The 17,747-nt window shown below is 63.4% G+C and carries 20 protein-coding genes; 7 read left to right on the top strand and 13 right to left on the bottom strand.

Annotated elements, in window-relative coordinates; translation table 11 throughout:
- Positions 1–69 precede the first annotated feature (69 nt).
- From QMX89_RS19375 to QMX89_RS19365, 3 genes are all read left to right on the top strand, one after another.
- The gene (locus tag QMX89_RS19375) at positions 70–237 is read left to right on the top strand and encodes a rubredoxin (protein ID WP_049860547.1); all 168 of its coding nucleotides are present in this window, start codon (positions 70–72) and stop codon (positions 235–237) included.
- Positions 238–455: 218 nt separating this feature from the next.
- Positions 456–728 (top strand): HU family DNA-binding protein, encoded by a 273-nt coding sequence (locus tag QMX89_RS19370; RefSeq protein ID WP_049860380.1) that lies wholly within the window; start codon positions 456–458, stop codon positions 726–728.
- A 171-nt stretch (positions 729–899) separates the two neighbouring features.
- Positions 900–1,271, top strand: a complete 372-nt coding sequence (locus QMX89_RS19365) for a helicase (protein ID WP_282349463.1) — start codon at positions 900–902, stop codon at positions 1,269–1,271.
- 16 nt (positions 1,272–1,287) lie between these two features.
- On the opposite strand, the gene QMX89_RS19360 is transcribed toward QMX89_RS19365, so the two are convergent.
- From QMX89_RS19360 to exbB, 6 genes are all read right to left on the bottom strand, one after another.
- On the bottom strand, positions 1,288–2,685 hold the full coding sequence (locus QMX89_RS19360; protein ID WP_049860378.1) for an aminoacyl-tRNA deacylase and HDOD domain-containing protein: 1,398 nt from the start codon (positions 2,683–2,685) through the stop codon (positions 1,288–1,290).
- Between the two features lie 88 nt (positions 2,686–2,773).
- Positions 2,774–4,849 carry an ATP-dependent DNA helicase RecG gene (recG, locus tag QMX89_RS19355; RefSeq protein WP_056844912.1) on the bottom strand — a complete coding sequence of 692 codons (2,076 nt, stop codon included), beginning with the start codon at positions 4,847–4,849 and terminating at the stop codon, positions 2,774–2,776.
- The gene (locus tag QMX89_RS19350; protein ID WP_049860377.1) at positions 4,846–5,772 is read right to left on the bottom strand and encodes a hydrogen peroxide-inducible genes activator; all 927 of its coding nucleotides are present in this window, start codon (positions 5,770–5,772) and stop codon (positions 4,846–4,848) included. Before QMX89_RS19350 ends, recG begins: the two co-directional genes overlap by 4 nt.
- A 93-nt stretch (positions 5,773–5,865) precedes the next feature.
- On the bottom strand, positions 5,866–6,609 hold the full coding sequence (locus QMX89_RS19345; protein WP_090361507.1) for an energy transducer TonB: 744 nt from the start codon (positions 6,607–6,609) through the stop codon (positions 5,866–5,868).
- Complete coding sequence (gene exbD, locus QMX89_RS19340; protein ID WP_282349462.1) at positions 6,606–7,031, bottom strand: TonB system transport protein ExbD; 426 nt, start codon at positions 7,029–7,031, stop codon at positions 6,606–6,608. The genes QMX89_RS19345 and exbD overlap by 4 nt, the downstream gene beginning before the upstream one ends.
- A gap of 3 nt (positions 7,032–7,034) precedes the next feature.
- The gene (gene exbB, locus QMX89_RS19335; RefSeq protein ID WP_049860374.1) at positions 7,035–7,994 is read right to left on the bottom strand and encodes a tonB-system energizer ExbB; all 960 of its coding nucleotides are present in this window, start codon (positions 7,992–7,994) and stop codon (positions 7,035–7,037) included.
- Between the two features lie 196 nt (positions 7,995–8,190).
- Between exbB and QMX89_RS19330 the strand changes: the two genes are divergently transcribed.
- Complete coding sequence (locus tag QMX89_RS19330; protein WP_049860373.1) at positions 8,191–9,042, top strand: SDR family oxidoreductase; 852 nt, start codon at positions 8,191–8,193, stop codon at positions 9,040–9,042.
- An 18-nt stretch (positions 9,043–9,060) separates the two neighbouring features.
- On the opposite strand, the gene QMX89_RS19325 is transcribed toward QMX89_RS19330, so the two are convergent.
- From QMX89_RS19325 to QMX89_RS19300, 6 genes are all read right to left on the bottom strand, one after another.
- Positions 9,061–9,795 carry a hypothetical protein gene (locus tag QMX89_RS19325; RefSeq protein ID WP_049860372.1) on the bottom strand — a complete coding sequence of 245 codons (735 nt, stop codon included), beginning with the start codon at positions 9,793–9,795 and terminating at the stop codon, positions 9,061–9,063.
- A gap of 59 nt (positions 9,796–9,854) precedes the next feature.
- On the bottom strand, positions 9,855–10,235 hold the full coding sequence (locus QMX89_RS19320; protein WP_049860371.1) for a RidA family protein: 381 nt from the start codon (positions 10,233–10,235) through the stop codon (positions 9,855–9,857).
- Between the two features lie 31 nt (positions 10,236–10,266).
- Positions 10,267–12,378 carry a bifunctional GTP diphosphokinase/guanosine-3',5'-bis pyrophosphate 3'-pyrophosphohydrolase gene (gene spoT / locus QMX89_RS19315; RefSeq protein WP_049860370.1) on the bottom strand — a complete coding sequence of 704 codons (2,112 nt, stop codon included), beginning with the start codon at positions 12,376–12,378 and terminating at the stop codon, positions 10,267–10,269.
- A 63-nt stretch (positions 12,379–12,441) separates the two neighbouring features.
- On the bottom strand, positions 12,442–12,705 hold the full coding sequence (gene rpoZ / locus QMX89_RS19310) for a DNA-directed RNA polymerase subunit omega (RefSeq protein WP_043192179.1): 264 nt from the start codon (positions 12,703–12,705) through the stop codon (positions 12,442–12,444).
- A gap of 97 nt (positions 12,706–12,802) precedes the next feature.
- A complete protein-coding gene (gene gmk / locus QMX89_RS19305) occupies positions 12,803–13,423 on the bottom strand; it encodes a guanylate kinase (RefSeq protein ID WP_049860369.1) in 621 nt (206 codons plus the stop codon).
- Positions 13,424–13,435: 12 nt separating this feature from the next.
- A complete protein-coding gene (locus QMX89_RS19300; RefSeq protein WP_090361492.1) occupies positions 13,436–14,299 on the bottom strand; it encodes a YicC/YloC family endoribonuclease in 864 nt (287 codons plus the stop codon).
- Between the two features lie 165 nt (positions 14,300–14,464).
- Here QMX89_RS19300 and rph point away from each other — a divergent pair, with 165 nt between their 5' ends.
- Entirely contained in the window at positions 14,465–15,187 is a 723-nt protein-coding gene (rph, locus tag QMX89_RS19295) for a ribonuclease PH (RefSeq protein WP_049860367.1), read from the top strand.
- Between the two features lie 309 nt (positions 15,188–15,496).
- Here the strand turns inward: rph and QMX89_RS19290 are convergent, their stop codons facing one another.
- Positions 15,497–16,276, bottom strand: a complete 780-nt coding sequence (locus QMX89_RS19290; protein WP_043192186.1) for an exodeoxyribonuclease III — start codon at positions 16,274–16,276, stop codon at positions 15,497–15,499.
- Between the two features lie 82 nt (positions 16,277–16,358).
- Between QMX89_RS19290 and pyrE the strand changes: the two genes are divergently transcribed.
- Positions 16,359–17,000, top strand: a complete 642-nt coding sequence (pyrE, locus tag QMX89_RS19285; RefSeq protein WP_049860366.1) for an orotate phosphoribosyltransferase — start codon at positions 16,359–16,361, stop codon at positions 16,998–17,000.
- 4 nt (positions 17,001–17,004) lie between these two features.
- A complete protein-coding gene (locus tag QMX89_RS19280; RefSeq protein ID WP_282349450.1) occupies positions 17,005–17,604 on the top strand; it encodes a DUF4124 domain-containing protein in 600 nt (199 codons plus the stop codon).
- Positions 17,605–17,747 lie beyond the last annotated feature (143 nt).

Genomic DNA, 17,747 nt, shown 5'->3' with positions numbered 1-17,747 from the left:
CGCGAGAGCCGGGCGACAACGTCTTACCATCGAGCGCCCGCCAGATCGCCTGAATACCGAGGGGAAATGATGAAGAAGTGGCAATGTATCGTCTGTGGCTTGATCTATAACGAAGCCGACGGCTGGCCCGAGGATGGCATCGCTGCCGGCACCCTTTGGCAAGACGTGCCCGAAGACTGGCTGTGCCCCGACTGCGGCGTGGGCAAAATGGATTTCGAAATGATCGAAATCGGTTGATGGTGACCCGCATTCGGGTGCCGCATTGCCGATAGGCGCCGTTCTGTCGGAATAACCGGCACTTTGCCGTAACAAACCCGTGGCAGACACTGGCGCGCCCTCGTGCAGCGTGCCATTCTCACTCCGTCTGCCGCAGTGTAGAGCCTGCGGCGAGTTGGGCGTTGCCGTCCACCAGGCAGTCGCCAATAAAAACAAAAACCGCCATAAGAGGCTTCACCATGCGTAAACCAGAGCTCGTAGATGCCATTGCTGAGAAAGCGGACCTGACCAAGGAACAGGCCAACCGCGTCTTGAATGCCGTACTCGAAGAAATCACCGGCGCACTGCACCGCAAGGACAGTGTCACTCTGGTGGGCTTCGGCACCTTCATCCAACGCCACCGCGGCGCCCGCACCGGCAAGAATCCGCAGACCGGCGAGCCGGTGAAGATCAAGGCCAGCAATACCGTTGCCTTCAAGCCTGGGAAGTTTCTCAAGGACAGTGTGAATTGAAGAACCTGGCATCGCACCGCTGAGCGACCTGCCATGGCACCCGGTCCGCCGGGTGCCTGCGACATACCTGCCGCCATAACGGCCAGATAGCCTGCCCCGCCTTAGCCGGACTGCCTTGAACGGAGCATTGCCGGTACACTCGCCGCCACTTTCCCGCGCCGAGGCTTCGCCATGAAATTCCGCTTCCTGCTCTGGGCCATGGGCCTGATGATGGCCCGCGCCAGCCGCAACAACCCAGCCTTCGCCCAGCAGCTCAAGGACAAGGAACTGGTGTTTCAGTTACAGACACTGGACGGCAAGATCGCGCGGCACTTCATCGTCCGCGATCAACGGGTGAGCAGCCGCAGCGGCAGCGTGGAAAAGCCGGCCTTCGCGATTGCCTTCAAGGACGCCAAGTACGGCTACGACACCCTGCAGGCCAGCAACAAACAGCTGGCGTTCATGCAGGGCATTCAGGACAAGCACATCCAGATCAAGGGCAATCCGGCGCTGGTCGTGTGGTTTCAGGGCGCGATGAAATACCTCAAGCCCAGAAAGCGCTGAGCTCACCGCGCACCTGTCAGTCGAACTGGTGGGCCAGCTCGCGCAGCAGCGCTTCGGCTTCCAGCACTTTACTGACTACCGCTTCGGCCTTGTCTCGGCTCAGTTCCAGGCGCTCGAACAAGGCATCCGGAATGTACTGATCGCCGCTGCCGATGCCGCGGCTGCGCAACAGGCGAATGGCCAGGCACACCAGATTGGCGTAGGCGGCGTGCTCGCCGGTGTAGCTGGGGTCGTGCTGGAACCGTAGCGCGGTGCTCAGTTCTTCCGGCATTTCCCAGTAGCGCATCAGCCAGGCGCCCATCTGCTCTCGCGTCACGCCCAGCAGATGCTGCTCGATGAAATCATGCTGCAGGTGCGGATTGACTTCGAGATGACGACAGATCAGCTGGAAATGCGGCGGAAACAGGTGAGCGAGTAGCAGATAGCCGAAGTTGTGCAGCAAGCCGGCCAGGTAGGTGAGGCCTGCTTCCGGGCGGCTGGCCCGAGGCATGGCACGGGTCAGGCCTTCGATCACTGCAGCCACATAAATGGACTGATGCCAGTGTGGCGTGGCCTGACGCGGATGATCCTTGGGCATGTTCAAGGTCTTGCCCAAGGCCAGACCCAGCGCCAGATTGATCACCAGATCGAAACCGAGCACCCGAACGATGGCGTCTTCCACCGAACGAATCTTGCCCGGTGAGGCGTAATAAGGTGACGCGGCCCAGCTGACCACCTGCGCAGCCAGCGCCGGATCGGTTTCGACCACGCCGGTGATATCGTCGATGGTGGCATTGGGATCGACGCGCAGCTTGATGATCTTCTGTGCCGTGGTTGCCAGGGGAGGAATCTCGATGGTCGATTCCAGACGCTGTTGGATACGCCGTGCGGTGAAATTCTGCACCGCGCGGGTGATTTCCTTGCCGTCGTCATCGGGACGATCCAGGTTGGGGCGGACATTGGCCAAGGGTTGGCCAAAAGAGCCGGAACTGGCTTTGGTCAGCATCTTGCGGAAATCATCGCCGCTCAGTTCGAGCCACCCGCCGGGTTCGCCGGAGCTGACCAGCAACGTGGGTTCGAGCATCAAGCGCTCGTCGTACAGGCACGGCGAACTGGTCAGGATCGGCAGGCCCGGCAGCAAGGCCAGCTGGTGCTTGCCCAGCATAGCGGTCAGGCGTTCCTCGGACACGGCCGTGAGCTTGCGCCCGGTCAGTTCGGTCAAGCGATTCAGGTCCAGCAACTGACTCTGGGGAAACAGCACCATGAGTGCCCCGACCTCATCGGCCAGCAGAACCGCCTGGATCGTGCGGCCGGCATCGGCGGCGGTCACCTGTCGTGCATCCACCGCCGTCCAGGCGATGCCCGAATCGTTGAGCATCTTCTGGATCACGGAGGGGACGGGCGAAGTGACGGCTTCCAGCGCAAGTTCATTCATGGTCTGCATCCATTGTCCTACATTCGCCTCAGTATACTCAGCTTGCCCAGGAAACCGAGACCTGTATCACACAAGTTTCTGGAGCGCTTCAGACTTGACCGTATTGCTGCCCATGCCGCAGCCAGCGCTCGAGCAGCGGCGTGACATGGCCCGGCCAGCGCTCGATGAGCACCTGGGCCGCTTCGCGCACTGCCGGCAGCAAGTCGGCGTCGCGCATCAGGTCGGCGACCTTGAACTGCAGCAGGCCCGTTTGCCGGGTGCCCAGCATCTCGCCGGGACCGCGCAGCTGCAGGTCCTTTTCGGCAATCACGAAGCCGTCGTTGGTTTCGCGCATGATACCCAGCCGTTCCCGACCGATCTGCGACAGGGGTGGGTGGTAGAGCAATACGCAGTGGCTGGCGGCGCTGCCGCGACCGACGCGTCCCCGCAACTGATGGAGCTGGGCGAGCCCCAGGCGTTCCGGATTCTCGATGATCATCAGGCTGGAATTGGGCACATCCACCCCGACTTCGATCACGGTGGTGGCCACCAGCAGTTGCAGATCGCCGGCCTTGAACCAGGCCATGACCTCGGCCTTTTCGGCAGGCTTCATGCGCCCGTGAATCAACCCGACCCGCAGCTCACCCAAGGCCAGGGTAAGCTCTTCGAAAGTACTTTGCGCGGCCTGGCAGGTGAGTTCTTCGGATTCCTCGATCAGCGTGCAGACCCAATAGGCCTGGCGACCCTCGGCACAGGCGGCGCGCACCCGCTCCACCACCTCGGGGCGGCGGCTGTCGGCCACCAGCACGGTGTTGACCGGCGTACGCCCGGGCGGTAGTTCGTCGAGTACGGAGGTGTCGAGGTCGGCGTAGGCACTCATCGCCAACGTCCGCGGGATCGGCGTAGCGGTCATGATCAGTTGGTGCGGGCACATCGTTCCGCCCACGCCTTTCTGCCGCAACGCCAGGCGTTGCTGTACGCCGAAGCGGTGTTGCTCATCGATGATCACCAGAGCCAACCGGGCGAACTGCACCTCGGCCTGAAACAGGGCGTGGGTACCCACCACCATCGGCGCGCCACCGGCGATACGCTCGAGTGCACCGACCCGTGCCTTGCCCTTGAGCTTGCCGGCCAGCCAGGCCACTTCGATGCCCAGCGGTTCGAGCCAGCGCTGGAAGGTGATGAAGTGCTGCTCGGCGAGAATCTCGGTCGGCGCCATCAGCGCCACCTGATAACCCGCCTCCAGTGCCTGCAAGGCGGCCAGGGCCGCCACCACGGTCTTGCCGGCACCGACGTCGCCCTGCACCAGGCGCAGCATCGGCTCGGGCTGGCTCAGGTCGTAGGCGATTTCCGCACCCACCCGACGTTGTGCACCGGTAGGCGCAAACCCCAGGTTGTCCAGGTAGCGCACCGGCAGGTCCCGGGCCAGCGGCAGGGCAGGCGCGCGTTGGGCGCGCAGGCTTTCACGCAGGCGCTGCTGGGACAGCTGATGGGTCAGCAGCTCTTCGAAAGCCAGGCGGTGCTGAGCCCAGTGATGACCCACCGCAAGCTCTTCGAGGTCGGCATCCGGCGGCGGGCGGTGCAGGTAGCGGATCGCTTCATCCAGAGGGGCCAGTTGGTGCTCGCGCGCCAGCTCCAGCGGCAACCAGTCGGGCAGGCTGCGCGGCCCCAGCAGGTCGAGGGCCTGCTGCGACAACTGACGCAAACGCTGTTGGGTCAGGCCTTCGGTGGTCGGGTAGATCGGCGTCAGGTTCTGCTCGACCGGGATGTCTTGCTCCCCGGTCAGGACGCGGTATTCGGGGTGGTAGATCTCAAGTCCCGAGGCACCGGGCCGTGCTTCGCCATAGCAGCGCACATGCGTGCCGCGCTTGAGCGCTTCCTTCTGGGCATTGCTGAAATGATAGAAGCGCAGGCTCAGCGAGCCACTGCCATCGCCCAGGCGCACCAACAGGCTGCGGCGCTTGCCCATTGAGACGTCGGCACCGCTGACCACCCCCTCGATGACCGCATCCTGGCCAGGACGCAACGCCCCGATCGGGACCACCCGGGTGCGGTCCTGATAGCGCAGGGGCAGGTGGAACAACACATCCTGGAGGTTTTCGAGACCCACCTTGGCGAGTTTTTCCGCCATCGCCTCGCCCACGCCCTTGAGCGCAGTGACCGATACCTGAGCCAGCTCGGTCATGGCGCGTCGCGGCCCACCGGCTTGGCCACCGAACACAGACGGATCGAATCGGCGAGAATCTCGATGGCCTTGGGCCGGGGAAAGCTGGCGCGCCAGGCGATCGCTACGGTGCGGAACGGGGTCGGTGGGGTCAGTGGCCGGACTTCGATGACGCCAGGCGCGTAGTGATGGCTGTCGACGGCCGACAACGGCAGGATCGAAACACCCAGGCCGGACGCAACCATGTGCCGAATGGTTTCCAGCGAGCTGGACTCGACGGTGGTGTGCTTGGCGCCTTCCGAGCCCTTGGTCAGGGTCGGGCAGGCTTCCAGGACCTGGTCTCGGAAACAGTGACCTTCACCCAGCAGCAGCAGGCTCTTGTCGTTGAGCAGGCCCGAATCGATGGTTTCCTTGCGCGTCCAGGGGTGATCCGCAGGCATCAGAACGTAGAACGGCTCGTCATAGAGCGGCAGGGTCAGTACATCGGCTTCGTTGAACGGCAGGGCGATGATCACCGCGTCCAGCTCACCATTGCGCAGCTTGTCGCGCAGGATGTGAGTGAAGTTTTCCTCGATGTACAGCGGCATCTGCGGCGCCACGCGGTGCAGTTGCGGAATGAGGTGTGGGAACAGATACGGGCCGACGGTATAGATGGCGCCGACCTTGAGCGGTGCGGTGAGCTGGTTCTTGCCGGCCTGAGCCAGTTCGCGGATACCCTGGGCCTGCTCGAGCACTTTCTGCGCCTGAGCCACGATGCCTTCACCGACGGGGGTCAGGCGTACGGCGCTCTTGCTGCGCTCGAAGATCAGCACGCCGAGCTCGTCCTCGAGCTTCTTGACGCCGACCGAGAGAGTGGGCTGGCTGACATGGCAGCGCTCGGCCGCGTGGCCGAAGTGTTGCTCCTGAGCCAGGGTAACGATGTAGCGCAATTCTGTGAGGGTCATAACGTGCGTCCATGAAGTTGCGAGCCCAGCATAGCGGCTGCAACCGATAGACGCACGTTATCAACGGCGCTGAAACGCATCAAATTATGCGAATCAGCGTTTGTCCAGCGAGTAAACGAAGGGCGCGACCACTTCCAGGCTGCCATTGACCAGAATCTCGGCCGGTGGCTTGGGCAACGGTTGCGCTCGACGGATCATCTCCATGGTCGCGCGGTCCAGTGCCGCGCTACCCGAACCTCCTGCCAGGGAGTACGACAGTACCCGGCCTTCGGCATCCACCACGAAGCGCAAGCGGTTAACCCCGGTCATGCCGCGACGACGCGCGTCCTCCGGATACTTCTTGTACTTGGCCAGATGGCGCAGCAGATCGCCCTGCCAGCTGGGCAGCGCATTGCTGTTGGACGGCGGACTGGGCGCAGGCGCTGCCGGCTTGGCCGGTTGTGGCGGCGCCGGACGGCTGTCGACGGTCTGCTCGGCCGGCGGCTGCTCCTTGGGCGGCTCGGGTTTCTTTTCGACCTTGGGCGGCTGCGGTTTTGGTTTGGGCTTGGGCGGCGTCGGCTTGGGCACCGAGATCGTCGGCTTGGGCGCTTCCGCCAGCTTGGGCAATGGGTCCTCGACCACCGGCTCGGGCGGTGGCGGCGGCGTGACGACCTGCGGCGGCGGAGGAGGCGCAGGTTCGGGCAGCGGCGCCATCTCCACCATCATGGCCTGCGGCGGCAGCTCGATGGGCTGCGGCGCGGGCCAGTTCAGGGCAACCACGATGGCCGCAGCGTGCACGCCGAGGACGACCGCCAGGCTGGCAACATAACGCGTCGTTTTCTGGCGCGTCGTGATCATTGCTTGGCTGCCGTCTCGAGGCCGACCAGGCCTACCTTCAGGTAGCCCGCGCCGCGCAGGGTGTTCATCACTTCCATCAGGTCGCCGTAATTCACGCCCTTGTCGGCCTGGAAGAAGATGGTCGTGTCCTTGTTGCCGTGTGTCTTGGCGTCGAGGATCTGGCCCAGCTGCGTGCGCTCGACCTTGTCGTCGCCCACGTACAGGTTCTGGTCGGCCTTGACGCTGAGGAACACCGGCTTTTCGGGCCGCGGCGCCGGCTTGGCGGTCGAGGCGGGCAGGTCGACCTTGATGTCCACCGTCGCCAGGGGGGCTGCGACCATGAAGATGATCAGCAGCACCAGCATGACATCGATGAACGGCGTCACGTTGATTTCATGGTTCTCGGCGAGATCATCGCCGCCTTCGTTCAGGTGCAGGCCCATAGGTCAGCCCACCTTGACCATCTGCGGCTGAGCTGCGCGCTCGCCTGGCTGGTGATCGAGGTCACGGCTGACCAGCAGCAGCACCTGCGCCGAAGCGTCCGAGACCTGCGCCTTGTAGCCGGCGATGGAGCGGGCGAAGACGTTGTAGATGACCACTGCCGGGATGGCCGCGACCAGGCCCAGTGCGGTGGCAAGCAGGGCTTCGGCGATGCCGGGTGCGACCACGGCGAGGTTGGTGGTCTGGGTCTTGGCGATGCCAATGAAGCTGTTCATGATGCCCCACACGGTGCCGAACAGGCCGACGAAGGGCGCCGTGGAACCGATGGTGGCCAGCACGCCGGTGCCCATGCTCATGTTGCGACCGCAGGCGGCGACCAGACGCTCGAGACGGAAGCTGACCCGCTCCTTGATGCCTTCACGTTCGCGCGCGTTGGCCGACAGGTGCATCTCTTCGAGGGCATCGTGGACCAGCAGGTTGGCCAGGGTGCCTTTGCGCGAAGCGGTTTCGCTCGCCTGCTTGAGGGTGGCGGCTTTCTTCAACGCGGCGATTTCACCCTTGAGGCGACGCTTGGCGCCCAGCAGCTCGAAGCCCTTGGCGATCCAGATGGTCCAGGTGATGATCGAGGCAATGGCCAGACCGATCATCACGGCCTTCACCACGATGTCCGCGTTCTGGTACATGCCCCACGGCGACAGGTCGTGACCCATGCCCAGGGTGGTGTCTTCGACCAGCGCCTGCTCGGCCGGCGCGGGTTGCTCGGCGCTCGGTGCAGGTGTGGCGGCGGGCTGGGATGCCGGTGCGGCTTGCGCGGGCGCTGCAGTCGCGGTACTGGCAGGTGCATTGCTCGGCGCAGTGGCGTCGGCGAATGTCAACGGAGCGATGGCCAGGCCCAGCAGCAACGCTGCAATGGCACTCCACGCGCGTGGCTGGCTTGGCGAAGCGGAAGGGTGTTTGCGAATCATGCTGGCCGGACCTGAGAAGAGAAAGAAAAGGGGTGCACGTTCTTCAAGGCCTCGCGAAAGACCGAGAACAGATTGGGGCGGTATTATTGCAAGTAATTCTTGTTAGCAAAAGTAATAATGTAACTTATTTAATACCGCTGGCCGCAAAACCTCGGGTAAGGGTAGGCTCGGAGCCTGACTTTCAGGAACCTTGCGCATGACTTCACCCACTGTATTGATCGCCGGTTGCGGCGATATCGGCAGTCGCGTCGCCCGCCGCCTGCTGGCGTCGAACTGGCGCGTGCACGGTCTGCGTCGGCACATCGAGCAGTTGCCTGACGGTGTACTCGGCGTCGCTGCCGACCTGCACCAGGCGCAGTGCCCCGAGGCCTGGCCACGCGAGCCCCTGGATTACCTGCTGTATTGCGTGGCCGCCACGCAACACGACGAGCCGGGCTATCAAGCCGCCTATGTCGACGGCTTGCGCCATGTACTGAGCTGGCTGGCAGAGCACCGGCAGACGCCCAGGCGTCTGTTCTTCGTGTCCAGCAGTAGCGTGTATGGACAGACTGAAGGGGATTGGGTCGATGAGACCTCGCCGGTAACGCCCAGCGGGTTTTCCGGGCGCCTGATGCTCGAAGCCGAGCAACTGGCGTTGAGCGCGCCTGAACCGGCGACCGTCGTGCGCCTGACCGGCATCTATGGGCCCGGTCGCGAGCGTCTGGCCGGGCAGGTACGCGAGGGTTATCAGGTCGCGTCGCAGCCGCCGCTGTACGGCAACCGCATTCATGCCGACGATGCCGCAGGGCTTTTGGCGTTTCTGATCGAAGCGGATGCTCGTGGCGTCGGGCTGGATGACTGCTACATAGGCGTCGACGATGCCCCGGCCCCATTGCACGAGGTGGTGGATTGGCTGCGCACGTACCTGGGCGTCACCCAGCGCTCGCAGACCCAGAGCATCCGCCGCACTGGTTCCAAGCGCTGCAGCAATGCGCGTGCACGCGCATTGGGCTGGACGCCGCAGTACCCCACCTATCGGGAAGGGTATGCGGCCTTGCTGAGCCGGTAGCCTCGCCTCGTCCCGGTGCTACTTGCTGAGCAACCAGCGCCGGGTGCCGGGCACCAGGTTGGGCATTTCATCGTCCTGGGCCTGGTTGAGCGCCTGCAGGATTTCCAGCTGATTGCCGTTGCGACGGAAAATAAAGGCATTGCCGCGCTGTTGCTGTTCCAGCCACATGCTGTCGAACTCGCCGCTCATGGCCGCGCAGTCACCCGCCAGGCACAACGCGTAGCGATCCAGGCCCGCCAGGCCATCGATGCGTCCGTCGGGCAGGAAATGAGCCACGCCGCCCTGGCCTGGGCCCTCGACGACTTTCCAGTCGCCGCCCATGTAGGCGGTGTACAGCGCCTGCTCGAAGGTCGCGCCCACCGGCGTATCCGCACGCGCCGGGGCGGCCGACTTGCTGAAGGTTTGCACCGGGGTGTTATCGCTCGCTGCTTGTTGCAGGGTAGCGCCGTCTATTTTCAGGGTGTCTTCACCGTTGCCGTAGAAGTCCACCTTGAACTGGCCATCGGCCTGGGGCACCAGCTTGCCTTCGCCCTCTTCGAAGCCATTGCTGAAACGAGCCTGACCGGCCACGGTGTCGATCGACCATTCCAGTGTCGGGCCGTTGGCCAACAGCGCCTGGCGCAGGCTTGCGCCCTTGGCGGCGGCATCGATGGCTTTCTGATTGATCCAGACGCCGTTGGGGTCGACGTTTTCGTGGCTGGCGCAGCCGCCCAGAAGCAGGGCGGCCAGAGATAGGGCGAGCGCGTGACGCATGAAGGAAGTCCTTGCTGGCGAATGGCGCTGCAGACGATTGCCGCAGCGCGCGGGGCGGCTTATTCGATGACCAGGATAGCGTCCATTTCAACCTGCGCGCCCTTGGGCAGGGCAGCGACGCCAATGGCGGCGCGGGCAGGGTAAGGCTGCTGGAAGTAGCGGCCCATCACTTCGTTGACGGTGGCGAAATGGCTCAGATCGGTCAGGAAGATGTTGAGCTTGACGATGTCCTTGAACGAACCGCCGGCAGCCTCTGCCACTGACTTGAGGTTCTCGAACACCTGCACGGTCTGAGCCTCGAAGCCTTCGACCAGCTCCATGGTGGCAGGGTCCAGTGGAATCTGGCCGGACATGTAGACGGTATTGCCAGCCTTGATGGCCTGGGAGTAGGTACCGATGGCAGCCGGGGCCTTGTCGCTGGTGATTACGGTCTTGGTCATGAACAGCTCCTTGAAATGAAGGTTCCGCGCCTCAGGCACGCACGCGCGTGAGGCGGGTGACGCCAGCCAGGGCGCGCAGTTTCTTGATGACGCGGGCCAGGTGGACGCGATCGTGCACGCTGACTACCAGCTGGACCACGCTGATGCGGCCATCGCGTTCGTCCATGCTGATCTTCTCGATGTTGCCGTCGGCGGCGTTGACGCTGCTGGCCAGCAACGCGATCAGGCCGCGCTGGTGCTCGAGTTCCACGCGCAGCTCGACATTGAACTCGCCGGTGACGTCCTTGGCCCAGCCCAACTGGATGCATTTTTCCGGGTTGTGGCGGATTTCGCTGATGTTGCGGCAGTTTTCCAGGTGAACCACCATGCCCTTGCCCGCCGACAGGTGACCCACGATCGGATCGCCGGGGATGGGCGTACAGCATTTGGCATAGCTGAGCACCAGGCCCTCGGTACCGCGAATGGCCAGCGGCCCTTCGGGGCTGGGCAACTGCTCGCCACCGTCGGTGGCCAGTAGGCGTCGCGCCACGACATAGGCCATGCGGTTGCCCAGGCCAATGTCTTCGAGCAGGTCTTCGATCAGCTCCAGGCGGTACTCGGCCAGCATGGCTTGAACGCGCTCGGCGGGAATCTTGTCCAACGCGCTGTCGAAACCGTTGAGCACCTTGTTCAGCAGACGTTCGCCCAGGTTCACCGATTCCGAGCGGCGTTGCAGCTTCAGGGCATGGCGAATATGGGTGCGGGCCTTGCCGGTGACCACGAAGTTGAGCCAGGCCGGGTTGGGGCGTGCGCCTGGTGCACTGACGATTTCCACCGTCGAACCGCTCTGCAGCGGCTCGGACAGCGGCGCCAGGCGTCGGTTGATGCGGCAGGCGATGCAGCTGTTGCCCACGTCGGTATGCACCGCATAGGCAAAGTCCACCGCCGTGGAACCCTTGGGCAGCTCCATGATGCGGCCCTTGGGCGTGAACACGTAGACCTCGTCCGGAAACAGGTCGATCTTCACGCTCTCGATGAATTCCAGCGAGTTGCCGGCACGTTGCTGCATTTCCAGCACACCCTTGACCCACTGACGGGCCCGGGCATGGGTGCCCTTGGGTTGCTCGTCGTCGCTGGACTTGTACAGCCAGTGGGCGGCGATGCCGTTGTTAGCCATCTCTTCCATTTCACGGGTGCGGATCTGGATTTCGATCGGTACGCCGTGCATGCCGAACAAGGTGGTGTGCAGCGACTGGTAGCCGTTGGCCTTGGGAATCGCGATGTAGTCCTTGAAGCGGCCTGGCAGGGGCTTGTACAGGTTGTGCACGGCGCCCAGCACGCGGTAGCAGGTGTCGACCTTGTCGACCACGATGCGGAAGGCGTACACGTCCATGATCTCGTTGAAGGCACGGCGCTTGCCGCGCATCTTCTTGTAGATGCCATAGATGTGTTTCTGGCGACCGCTGACATCGCCCTCGATACCATCCACCGAGAGGCAATGGGCCAGGGAGTTTTCGATCTTGTTGACCAGTTCCTTGCGGTTGCCGCGGGCGCGCTTGACCGCCTGGTAGATGCGCGCCGAGCGCATCGGGTACATGGCCTTGAAGCCCAGGTCCTCGAATTCGACGCGCACGTTGTGCATGCCCAGCCGGTTGGCGATGGGTGCGTAGATTTCCAGGGTTTCCTTGGCGATGCGCCGACGCTTCTCGCCGGACAGCACTTCGAGGGTGCGCATGTTGTGCAGGCGGTCGGCCAGCTTGACCAGGATCACGCGGATGTCCCGGGCCATGGCCATGGCCATCTTCTGGAAGTTTTCCGCCTGAGCCTCGGCCTTGGTCTCGAAGTTCATCTGGGTCAGCTTGCTGACCCCGTCGACCAGATCGGCCACGGTTTCGCCGAACTGGGCACTGAGTGCTTCCTTGGCGATACCGGTGTCTTCGATCACGTCGTGCAGCATGGCCGCCATCAGGCTCTGATGGTCCATGTGCATGTCGGCGAGAATGCCTGCCACCGCCAGCGGGTGCGTGACGTAGGCTTCGCCGCTGCGACGGCGTTGGCCGTCGTGGGCTTGTTCGGCGTAGAAGTACGCTCGGCGGACCAGGTTGACCTGTTCCTTGCCGAGGTAGGTCGACAAGCGATCGGCGAGGGCGTCTATGCTCGGCAAGGGGAGGCCTCCTGCCGATGTGGGATAGAACCTCGCGCCGTACAGCGTCGACCAGGCATGGACTTAGACGGCCTCGTTGGCCTCGTCTTCGAACGCTGCGAAGAGGGGTTCGTCTTCAACGATTTCAGCTTCAGCGATAGCAGCATAGTCGATCAGGCCTTCGGCGATTTCACGCAGGGCTACCACGGTAGGCTTGTCATTTTCCCACGCCACTTTCGGCTCTTTGCCGCCGGTCGCCAGCTGGCGAGCGCGTTTGGTGGAGAGCATGACCAGCTCGAAACGGTTATCCACGTGTTCTAGGCAGTCTTCAACGGTTACGCGGGCCATGGTCTTCCTCGTAGCAAATGCGATTATGCGCGCGGCCCGGATGGGCGAGCGGACTCGATAGTTTAAAAAATCACCAGCGTTTAGGGAAGCTTTGTTTTCAGGCGAGCAGTTCGGCCAGCAAAGCGCCGTGCTTTTGCTGCTGTGCCTGCTGCTGCAGGCGGTTGGCGCGAAACACCGCTTTGAGGTCTTCCAGGGCCGAGGCAAAGTCGTCGTTGATGATCAGGTAGTCGTATTCGACATAGTGGCTCATCTCGCTGACCGCTTCGCGCATGCGCGTCTCGATGATCTCGTCGCTGTCGGTACCGCGGTTGGTCAGACGCTGGCGCAGCGCCAGTTGCGACGGCGGCAGGATGAAGATCGAGCGTGCCGAGGGCATCAGCCGACGCACTTGCTCGGCACCCTGCCAGTCGATTTCCAGGATCAGGTCGTGGCCTTCGTCGAGGGTCTGCTGCAGATGGCTCTGGGACGTGCCGTAGAGGTTGCCGAACACTTCGGCCTGCTCCAGGAAGTCGCCGTGGCCGATCATGTCGATGAAGGTTTCGCGGTCGACGAAGTGATAGTTCACGCCACAGACCTCGCCCGGACGCATGGCGCGGGTGGTGTGCGAGACCGAGACGCGAATGGATGGCTGGGCGTCGATCAGGGCCTTGACCAGGCTGGTCTTGCCCGCGCCCGAGGGAGCCGAAACGATGTAAAGGGTGCCGGTGCTGTGGGTCATGAAAGGGTGGCCTTACTCAATGTTCTGCACTTGTTCACGCATCTGCTCGATCAACACCTTGAGGTTGACGGCAGCCTGCGTACTGCGTGGGTCGAAGGCTTTGGAGCCCAGGGTGTTGGCTTCGCGGTTGAGTTCCTGCATGAGGAAATCCAGGCGTCGGCCGGCGGCGCCGCCGGCCTTGAGCACGCGCCGCACTTCGGTGACGTGGGTGGTCAGGCGGTCGAGTTCTTCGGCCACATCGCTTTTCTGTGCCAGCAGGACCATTTCCTGCTCCAGGCGCTGCGGGTCGAGTTCGGCCTGCAGGTCGGCGCAGCGGTCGAGGATCTTCTGCCGTTGCGCGCTGAGCATCTGCGGCACCAGGCTGCGCAAGGTGGCGACCTCGCTGCTCATGGCGTCGAGCCGGTCGTTGATCAGCCGGGCCAGTTCGGCGCCTTCGCGCACGCGGCCATTCTTGAGTTCAGTCAGTGCCTGGGCGAACAGTTCGTTGGCCGCCGTGCTCAGAGCCTGGGGATCGCTGGCGTCGGCCACCAGCACGCCGGGCCAGGCCAGCACTTCCAGCGGGTTGAGCGCGGCAGGCTGCTTGATCAGGGCGGCAACGGTCTCGGCGGCGGCTATCAGTTGCGTGGCGCGTTCGCGATCGACCTGCAAGGGTTGGCCGCTGGTGTCCTCGGTGTAGCGCAGGGTGCATTCGACCTTGCCGCGCGACAGGCCCTGGCGCAGTGCTTCGCGCACCGAACCTTCGAGGTCGCGCAGGGCCTCGGGCAGGCGCAGATGCGGTTCCAGATAGCGATGGTTGACCGAGCGCAGCTCCCAGCTCAGGGTGCCTTGGGCCGCGGCTCGTTCGCAACGCGCGAAGGCGGTCATGCTGTGCACCATGGGGGAGAAACCTCGCAGACGATGGACGATGAATCGAGGCGCGGGATTGTAGCGCAACCTGGCGCCGGCTCCCAATGCTGGCGCGATCTGCGGGGGCGGGACGGGCAATTCATGGTCGAACGCCCTATAATGCCCGCCAGATTTGAGTCCAGTACAGGTATCCCGATGAAACGTCCAAGTGGTCGCGCCGCCGATCAGCTCCGCTCGATCCGCATCACTCGAAACTACACCAAGCACGCCGAAGGGTCTGTCTTGGTAGAGTTCGGCGACACCAAGGTGATCTGCACCGTCAGCGTCGAAAACGGCGTGCCGCGCTTCCTCAAGGGGCAGGGCCAGGGTTGGTTGACCGCCGAATACGGCATGCTGCCGCGCGCCACCGGCGACCGTAACCAGCGTGAAGCCAGCCGTGGCAAGCAAGGCGGCCGTACTCTGGAAATCCAGCGCCTGATCGGCCGCTCGCTGCGTGCGGCGCTGGACATGAGCAAGCTGGGCGACATCACGCTGTACGTCGACTGCGATGTGATCCAGGCCGACGGTGGTACGCGAACCGCGTCCATCACCGGTGCCATGGTGGCGTTGGTCGATGCCTTGAAGATGGTCAAGAAGCGCGGCGGCCTGAAGGGCGGCGATCCGCTCAAGCAGATGATTGCTGCCGTGTCGGTAGGCATGTACCAGGGCGAACCGGTCCTGGACCTCGACTATCTGGAAGACTCCGCTGCCGAGACCGACCTCAACGTGGTGATGACCAGCACCGGTGGCTTCATCGAAGTGCAGGGCACCGCCGAAGGCGCGCCGTTCCAGCCGGCCGACCTCAACGCCATGCTGGCACTGGCCCAGCAGGGCATGGAAGAGATCTTCGCCCTGCAGAAAGCTGCCCTGGCCGAGTGACGCAAGCCTCCGCGAATGCGAATTCTCTGTAAGGCTGGCTTTCAGTAGGACTGGCTTTGTGTGGGAGCGGGCTCTGCCCGCGAATGCAGACACTGCGGTGCATCAGACCAACCGCAGGGGCCTGCATTCGCGGGCAGAGGGCTCGCCGCCCGCCCCGCTCCCACAAAGATTGCGCTGCCTTTGTAACGGCGCGAGCCGCGTCGGCGGTGCATGCGGTCTGTCTGATTCACCGCTCCCACAGTGTCCAAGCTCTGCAAGAAGCCCACAAAAAAGCCGACCTCGCAAGGTCGGCTTTTTTGTGCCTGGCGATCAGATCGTCAGGGTCCAGTCGTAGTCCACGATGAGTGGCGCGTGCTGGGAAAAGCGGGGCTGGCGTGGCAGGCGCGCGCTGCGCACGAAGCGTCGCAGGCCTGGGGTCAGCAGCTGGTAGTCGAAGCGCCAGCCCAGGTTGAGCATCTCGGCCTGTTCGTTGTCGGGCCACCAGCTGTACTGGTCGCCTTCGCGACTGACTTCGCGCAGCGCATCGACATAGCCCATGTTGCCGACGATTTCGTCCATCCAGGCCCGCTCGGGCGCCAGGAAGCCGGGCGACTGCTGGCTGTCGCGCCAGTTCTTGATGTCGAGTTTCTGCTGCGCAACATACAGCGAACCACAGTAGATGTATTCGCGACGCTTGCGCCGTTGCTTGTCCAGGTACTTGCCGAAGTCGTCCATGAGCTTGAACTTCTGGTTCAAGTCTTCATCGCCGTTCATGCCCGAAGGCAGCAGCAAGGTGGCAATACTGAGTTTATCGAAATCTGCCTGCAGATAACGCCCGTAGCGGTCGGCTGTCTCGAAGCCCAGCCCACTGATGACCGCCTTGGGTTGCAACCGCGAGTACAGCGCCACACCGCCCTGGGCTGGAACTTCTGCATCGCACGCATAAAGGAAGTAGCCGTCCAGTTGGAAGGCGGCGTCGTCCAGTTCAAAGGCGGAAGCACGGGTGTCCTGCAAGCAGATGACGTCGGCATTCTGGGCCTGCAGCCAACTGAGCAACCCGCGCTCGACTGCCGCCTGAATACCATTGACGTTCACACTGATGATCCGCATACATGGCCCCAAAAATCTTGTGCGTGTATGATACCCGAGCTCTACCTAATTAGCTAAATCCGTGGTATCCGGGACTTTTTCGATGCAGGCCTATCAGCGCGACTTCATTCGTTTTGCAATTGATCGAGGCGTTCTGCGTTTCGGCGAATTCACCCTGAAATCAGGGCGTACCAGTCCCTATTTCTTCAATGCCGGCCTGTTCAACACCGGTGCCGCGCTGGCCGAACTGGCGCGCTATTATGCCGCAGCCATCGTCGACAGCGGCATCGCTTTCGACGTCCTGTTCGGGCCCGCCTACAAGGGTATTCCCCTGGCCGCTGCCACTTCGGTGCAACTGGCCGAAAGGCATCAGCTGGACGTGCCCTGGTGCTTCAATCGCAAGGAAGCCAAGGCGCATGGCGAAGGTGGCAGCCTGGTCGGTTCGCCCCTGGCCGGCAACGTGCTGATCATCGACGACGTGATCACTGCCGGTACGGCCATCCGTGAAGTCATGCAGATCATCCAGCAGCAGAACGCGACCGCGGCAGGGGTAATGATTGCCCTCAATCGCCAGGAGCGTGGCAATGGCGAGCTGTCGGCCATTCAGGAAGTGGAACGTGACTTCGGCGTGCCCGTGGTCAGCATCGTTTCGCTGAATCAAGTGCTGGAATTCCTCGCCGACGACGCGCAGCTCAAGCAGCATCTGCCGGCGGTCGAAGCCTATCGTGCGCAGTACGGTATCTAGTCACGTGCGATGGCGTGCGGTGGTGGTCGCAGCGTTCGGCCTGCTGCCGGTCTTGGCCGTGGCCGCGCAGGCACCGGTCATGCTGCTCTATCGCTATGTCGATAGCCGCGGCGTGACGGTGCTGGACCGCCAGGGCGTACCGCCGGAGTACGTGGGCAAGGGTTATCAGGTACTCAACCAGAGCGGTCGGGTGGTACAGACCGTGCCGCCTGCGCCGACGGCCGAAGAAATACGCCTCAAGCAACAAGCCCAAGTGCAGTCGCAAGCCGATGCGCAGTTGCTCGACCGCTATCCATCGCTGGAGGAGCTGGACAAGGCCAGTGCTCGTCGCAGGGCGGAGATCGATGCCCTGATTGCCGTGGCCACGGCGAACGTGCAGACCTTGCAGGGTCAGCAGACAGCGCTGCAGGGGCAGGCAGCGGCGCAGGAGCGGGCGGGTCAGGAAGTGTCAACATCGATGCTCGACCAGTTGCGTGATGTGCAGGCTCAGATCATCGACGCCCAAGCGCGAATCGCCAAACTGCAGCAGACACGCAGCGAAGCGGACGCCGGGTTCGCCCAGCAGCGAACCCAGTTGGTCAAGCTTCTCGAATCCCCGCTGTAACCGCGTCGGGCCTCACCGCGTTTTTCCCGAAACACCCCGTGCACTGCCGACGCGGCTTGCGCCGCTGCTACAGGGGATCTTGAATTCCGTCGTTACAGGGGATCAGGATTCAGTAGCAGCGGCGCGAGCCGCGTCGGCGGTCG

This window comes from Pseudomonas sp. PS01301, assembly GCF_029960215.1.
Lineage (GTDB): Bacteria > Pseudomonadota > Gammaproteobacteria > Pseudomonadales > Pseudomonadaceae > Aquipseudomonas > Aquipseudomonas coleopterorum.
Note: the sequence above shows the minus strand (reverse complement) of the source record. Positions and strands in the feature narration are given on the sequence as shown.

Bases quoted from the DNA above. Each gene is read 5' to 3' on its own strand.
- rpoZ (WP_043192179.1), bottom strand. From the start codon at position 12,705: ATGGCCCGCGTAACCGTTGAAGACTGCCTAGAACACGTGGATAACCGT.
- QMX89_RS19375 (WP_049860547.1), top strand. From the start codon at position 70: ATGAAGAAGTGGCAATGTATCGTCTGTGGCTTGATCTATAACGAAGCC.
- rph (WP_049860367.1), top strand. From the start codon at position 14,465: ATGAAACGTCCAAGTGGTCGCGCCGCCGATCAGCTCCGCTCGATCCGC.
- QMX89_RS19365 (WP_282349463.1), top strand. From the start codon at position 900: ATGAAATTCCGCTTCCTGCTCTGGGCCATGGGCCTGATGATGGCCCGC.
- exbB (WP_049860374.1), bottom strand. From the start codon at position 7,994: ATGATTCGCAAACACCCTTCCGCTTCGCCAAGCCAGCCACGCGCGTGG.
- QMX89_RS19320 (WP_049860371.1), bottom strand. From the start codon at position 10,235: ATGACCAAGACCGTAATCACCAGCGACAAGGCCCCGGCTGCCATCGGT.
- QMX89_RS19360 (WP_049860378.1), bottom strand. From the start codon at position 2,685: ATGAATGAACTTGCGCTGGAAGCCGTCACTTCGCCCGTCCCCTCCGTG.
- QMX89_RS19325 (WP_049860372.1), bottom strand. From the start codon at position 9,795: ATGCGTCACGCGCTCGCCCTATCTCTGGCCGCCCTGCTTCTGGGCGGC.
- QMX89_RS19330 (WP_049860373.1), top strand. From the start codon at position 8,191: ATGACTTCACCCACTGTATTGATCGCCGGTTGCGGCGATATCGGCAGT.
- gmk (WP_049860369.1), bottom strand. From the start codon at position 13,423: ATGACCCACAGCACCGGCACCCTTTACATCGTTTCGGCTCCCTCGGGC.
- QMX89_RS19300 (WP_090361492.1), bottom strand. From the start codon at position 14,299: ATGGTGCACAGCATGACCGCCTTCGCGCGTTGCGAACGAGCCGCGGCC.
- recG (WP_056844912.1), bottom strand. From the start codon at position 4,849: ATGACCGAGCTGGCTCAGGTATCGGTCACTGCGCTCAAGGGCGTGGGC.
- exbD (WP_282349462.1), bottom strand. From the start codon at position 7,031: ATGGGCCTGCACCTGAACGAAGGCGGCGATGATCTCGCCGAGAACCAT.
- QMX89_RS19345 (WP_090361507.1), bottom strand. From the start codon at position 6,609: ATGATCACGACGCGCCAGAAAACGACGCGTTATGTTGCCAGCCTGGCG.
- pyrE (WP_049860366.1), top strand. From the start codon at position 16,359: ATGCAGGCCTATCAGCGCGACTTCATTCGTTTTGCAATTGATCGAGGC.
- QMX89_RS19370 (WP_049860380.1), top strand. From the start codon at position 456: ATGCGTAAACCAGAGCTCGTAGATGCCATTGCTGAGAAAGCGGACCTG.
- QMX89_RS19350 (WP_049860377.1), bottom strand. From the start codon at position 5,772: ATGACCCTCACAGAATTGCGCTACATCGTTACCCTGGCTCAGGAGCAA.
- QMX89_RS19290 (WP_043192186.1), bottom strand. From the start codon at position 16,276: ATGCGGATCATCAGTGTGAACGTCAATGGTATTCAGGCGGCAGTCGAG.